The 363-nt window shown below is 43.0% G+C and carries 1 pseudogene; it reads left to right on the top strand.

Annotation, left to right across the window (positions count from 1 at the left end):
* Positions 1 to 298, top strand: a pseudogene (locus tag AB4585_RS28395) (insulinase family protein); the annotation flags it as partial.
* Positions 299 to 363 lie beyond the last annotated feature (65 nt).

Genomic DNA, 363 nt, shown 5'->3' with positions numbered 1-363 from the left:
TAAAGAAATTGAATTCATGCGATTAGCAGTTGGGCAACAAGATGCGCTCAAGTATGAAACGCCGGGGCAAAAAGCCTATTTGTTAAGCTCAATACTGACCTACAACTTAGATCATGACTATCTCGCTGTGCGCAATAATATTGTTGCTGACGTATCAAAAGAGACGCTCAACGAAATGGCGAGTAAGTGGTTTGATCCAGCCGATTATCAAATTATTGTTGTCGGGGATGCGAAACAGCTAATGCCTCAACTTAAGACGCTAAATTTCCCTATTCAAACACTTGAAATTGCGCCTTAGTCGACCCATCTATGGGGTAGTTGTATGCCCTGTGCTTGTTCTCAAGTGCAGGGCTGTCTATTGAG

Origin of the sequence: Vibrio sp. 10N.222.49.C9 (genome assembly GCF_041474985.1) — a bacterium.
Classification (GTDB): Bacteria; Pseudomonadota; Gammaproteobacteria; order Enterobacterales; family Vibrionaceae; genus Vibrio; species Vibrio crassostreae_C.
This window is presented reverse-complemented; position numbering and strand designations above follow the sequence as displayed.